The sequence below is a fragment of the Bradyrhizobium sp. Cp5.3 genome (genome assembly GCF_000426265.1).
Classification (GTDB): domain Bacteria; phylum Pseudomonadota; class Alphaproteobacteria; order Rhizobiales; family Xanthobacteraceae; genus Bradyrhizobium; species Bradyrhizobium neotropicale.
In genome coordinates, this window is the sequence record NZ_AUFA01000113.1 from 1 (window position 1) to 3,855 (window position 3,855).

General features: G+C 55.3%; 2 protein-coding genes. One reads left to right on the plus strand and one right to left on the minus strand.

Annotated features, from left to right (window positions below; genetic code table 11):
• Positions 1-240: 240 nt before the first annotated feature.
• Positions 241-1,107, minus strand: a complete 867-nt coding sequence (locus tag K289_RS51320) for a hypothetical protein (protein ID WP_156918468.1) — start codon at positions 1,105-1,107, stop codon at positions 241-243.
• An 898-nt stretch (positions 1,108-2,005) separates the two neighbouring features.
• Here K289_RS51320 and K289_RS0140550 point away from each other — a divergent pair.
• Positions 2,006-3,855, plus strand: a 1,850-nt coding sequence (locus tag K289_RS0140550; RefSeq protein WP_198024895.1) for a formyltransferase family protein, incomplete at its 3' end; no start/stop codon positions are given.

The window sequence follows — 3,855 nt, forward strand, 5'->3', positions numbered from 1 at the left end:
CTCCAGGAAATACCGTCATCTGGCGCGGACTATCGCGGCTGACCGATATCGAATTGGGAGCCGCGATCGAGGCAAAGATTATGGGTAATTGAAAGGTCTCCTACGCGCTTACACTCTAACTGCCGCTGGATGAAAAGCAGTGGCAGGTCACTCCTTCGTCAGGCTAATCGCTGTCGCTCGGGGATGCTGCTCATGCACCCTTGAAGCAAGACTCAACTTTCAGGAAAAGTGGGGACTACGCTAGGCCAATGCCACGGCTATCCTTCGAGTGCCCGGTGCCGATGTCCAATTGTTCACCGCATGCGCCCAAGTTAGGTTGTTCAGAATAACAAGGTCCCCTGGTTTTAGCTTGAGAATAATCTCGTCACAAAAAAGTTTCTCGTAATCGGCGCCTGAACACCAGCTCCGTCCTGCATTAACGGGGTCCAGTTGGTGCAACTCAAAACCGTTCGGCGGGAACTTGAGAAGTTCGCGCTCCTGCAACATCCGAACGAAAAAGTGAAGACAGCTTTGGTCAACACTACCAATGTTATCCCAAAGGACATTCACATCGCGCCCTAGGAGAAGGGAAAAGCTTCTTTTCGGCCTCGCCATAACAATCGCCAGCAAAAGGCCCGGGATCTCGGATTTCACCTCGGCTACTATTTGGTCATCTGGTACCAAATAGTCATCCGGCGAGCTCAGACGATAAAGTGCTTTTGCACGAGTGATCATGCCCCGAGACAATGGCTTTGATCCAGGTAATATTTTTGTCGTTTTTTCTCGTAAAAGTCCCCATGCCTCACTTGTGTCGTCGATGTTCAATAGGATTGTTTCTCCTCCGTCTTTACTATTCTCGAAACAATAAAAGCACGACAACTGCATATTAGATATTCTATCTCCTTCGGAATGCGGGGTGACAAACTGATAATCATCTCGGGAATTAACGCTCATGAAGTATTTGTTGATCCGCCGTCGGTGACCAAGAAAATCGGAAAAGCCGGCCTCCACCTCTAGCTTTTTTTGCAATCCCAGTTCACCGGCAATTTGATGTACGAGGTCGTCCGACTCGCTCGGTGAGACATTACGAATCAAAATGACACAGTCTCGACTGAGTGCCTCGATCACGCAAGTCACATCCAAGCCGCTGCACCCAAGGGTCAACAGCATGCGCCGATGTGAGAGATCAGGAGTCAGTTGTGGTTGCGACATTCGCCGTGGACCCGTTCTTCGTCGCATTCGTCGCCTCACGAGCAAGGGCCGTGCCACAGACGTCAGCGGGCATTAAGCGAAAACGCTACTTAGTGCCGAGCCCCGGCCAATCTGCGAAAACGCGATGCGTGGCGAACTTTGCAACATCGAGCGGAATCCCTGCCGCAGGACCCTCTCTCACTCGACGAGCAGACCACCTGGAGAAAGCAGCGGCGAGCATTTTGGCTCGCAAAGGCAATTCGGGCAAGGCGCGGGCGCCCGATCTTGAGTGGTCGTTGCTGTTGACGGCGCGTGCTGTTGTGTTGAGCTCTGTTCGGTTCAAGGCGTTAATGTCCCAAGCCCGACGGCATGACGGCAAAATTCTGGCAGCCCGGCGAGAAGCGAATTGTTTTCTTCAGAATGAGCTCGCAGAAGGTCATTGGCGCGTCCGTTACTTAACGTGAGCGCCAAGGAGATTCTGCTGTACGCGCGGTGATGACGGCGGCTGTTGCAGATCTTCCGACGACTTTGCGGACGCCCATGCGGTGATCGTCGCCAATGACGTCCGTATTGTTGTGCTGAGCTGTGTCTGGTTCAGGACGTCGATGTCCCAAGTCCGACGGCGGCATTCCGAGCGAGGCGCGCGTTATTTCTTCAGGAAACGCTCGCAGTACGTCATTGGTATGTCGATTGCTTGAAATGCGGGGTGATCCGTTACGGCCTTCATCGTAACCCCTGTCTAAGAGTTCAGATGAAACTTGCTACACCGGTTGGCTCTTGCATCTTTGTTGGTGGTGGTACGCTAGCTGTTAGATGTGCTCAGCTAGTGATGGAGATGGGCCACGTGATCCGGGCGGCGCTGTGTGCCGACGCCATATTCCGCGATTGGGCCGCTCTCGCCGATATCTTGTGTGTGACGAGCATTGAAGAGCTATCTGCGCTGCTCAACGCCGAGCCAGTCGAGTGGATATTTTCCGTTGCCAATCCGTTCATATTGCCAGCAGATGTGTTTGGGAAAGCGCGTAGAGGCGCTTTCAATTACCACGACGGTCCGTTGCCGCGATATGCCGGAACTCATGCGACGTCTTGGGCGCTTCTTGCCCGTGAGACCGAACATGGCATCACGTGGCATCGTATCGATCACGGTGTTGGTACTGGTGAGCTGGTCGTCCAACGCCAAGTGTTGACTGCGACGAGCGATACTGCGCTGACGCTGAATCTCAAATGTTATGAGGCTGCTATCGATGGCTTCCGCGAGCTTCTAACTGGCTTAACAAATGGAGAGCTTAGTGCTCGTCCGCAAGCGCTAGCGGACCGAAGCTTTTTCCCGAAAGGTCGACGCCCAGATGCTGCGGGCTGTCTGCGATGGGATCGATCCGCACAAGATCTGGAAGCGATGACGCGCGCCTTAGACTTTGGCCCGTATCATACCAATCCATTGGGGTTGTCCAAGGCTCTCGTAGGCGATGACGTTGTCGTCGTCAGGCGCTTGGAGGTGACGGCTCGGCGCTCGGGTTTTGCTGCGGGGGCTTTAGTTGAGATCCACCCCAGCCACTGGCGTGTGGCGACAGGGACAGAGGATGTTGATGTTTGGCTTAGCAGCTTGGATGGTAAGGCTCTGGATGCGCGGGCACTCGCGAGGCGTTCTGATTCCCATGTAGGCGACCGCCTCCCGATTCTGAGCGATGGCGAGGCGCGGAGCATAACGGTTGCGCATGAAATGTTGGCGCCTCGTGAGAGTTTTTGGCGACGGCGGCTTGAACAGTTCAAAACATCCCAGCTTTCCTTTTTGTCGTCTTCAGTAGCTTTGGCTGCACCTCAATGGCAGTTGAGTTCCTGGCGAATTCCAGGTGCTTTGGCTGAGCTGTCTCCCAGTAATCGCACGGAATTCTTGCTAACGGCTTGGCTGATCTACCTAGCCCGCATCACGGGAGAATTAGAGCTTCAATTGGGATGGACTCCCGCGCCGAGTGGATCGCGAGCGGGCTTGAAAGCGCTCGAGGTGCTTGTCGCTTCTGTTGTGCCGATGGCAATTACCATCGATCTCGACAATGATTTTGCAGAGGCGCGCACGGTGGTGGCGGCCGAATTCGCTCAGCTGAAGGAGCAGGATAGCTTCGCGCGAGATCTTATCGCGCGCTGCCCAACGTTGCTCGGTATGGAGGCGTTACGATTGCGCCGGCCCTGGCCCGTTGGCGTTATGCTTACTGTAAGTGGCGAGTCTGCCACTGGTGACCTAGCTTCGAGCCCGACTTCTGAGGCAGCCCTGCCCGGTGAGGCGTTAACATTTGAGGTTTGCGCTCTAGATGGCAGCTTTCGATGGCACTTTGATGCAAGTCGCTTGGAGCCCAAGCATATCGACCGTATGACCCAGCATTTGCAAAATTTGCTATGTGCTGTGAAGGCAGATCCGCGGCAGCCGGTGGGGCGGATTGAACTCTTGTCATCCGCTGAGCGCGCGTATCTGCTGGAGGAGCTGAACCGGACGGCATCGGCCTATCCGTCGGACGTGTGCATCCACGAGCTGTTCGAGGCACAGGTTCGCCGTGCGCCGGACGCGGTGGCGGTGGTCCATGAGGAGGAGCGGCTAAGCTATGGCGAGCTCAATGCGCATGCCAACCAGCTGGCGCATCATCTGATCGGGCTCGGGGTCAGGCCGGACCAGCCGGTGGCGATCTGCGTTGC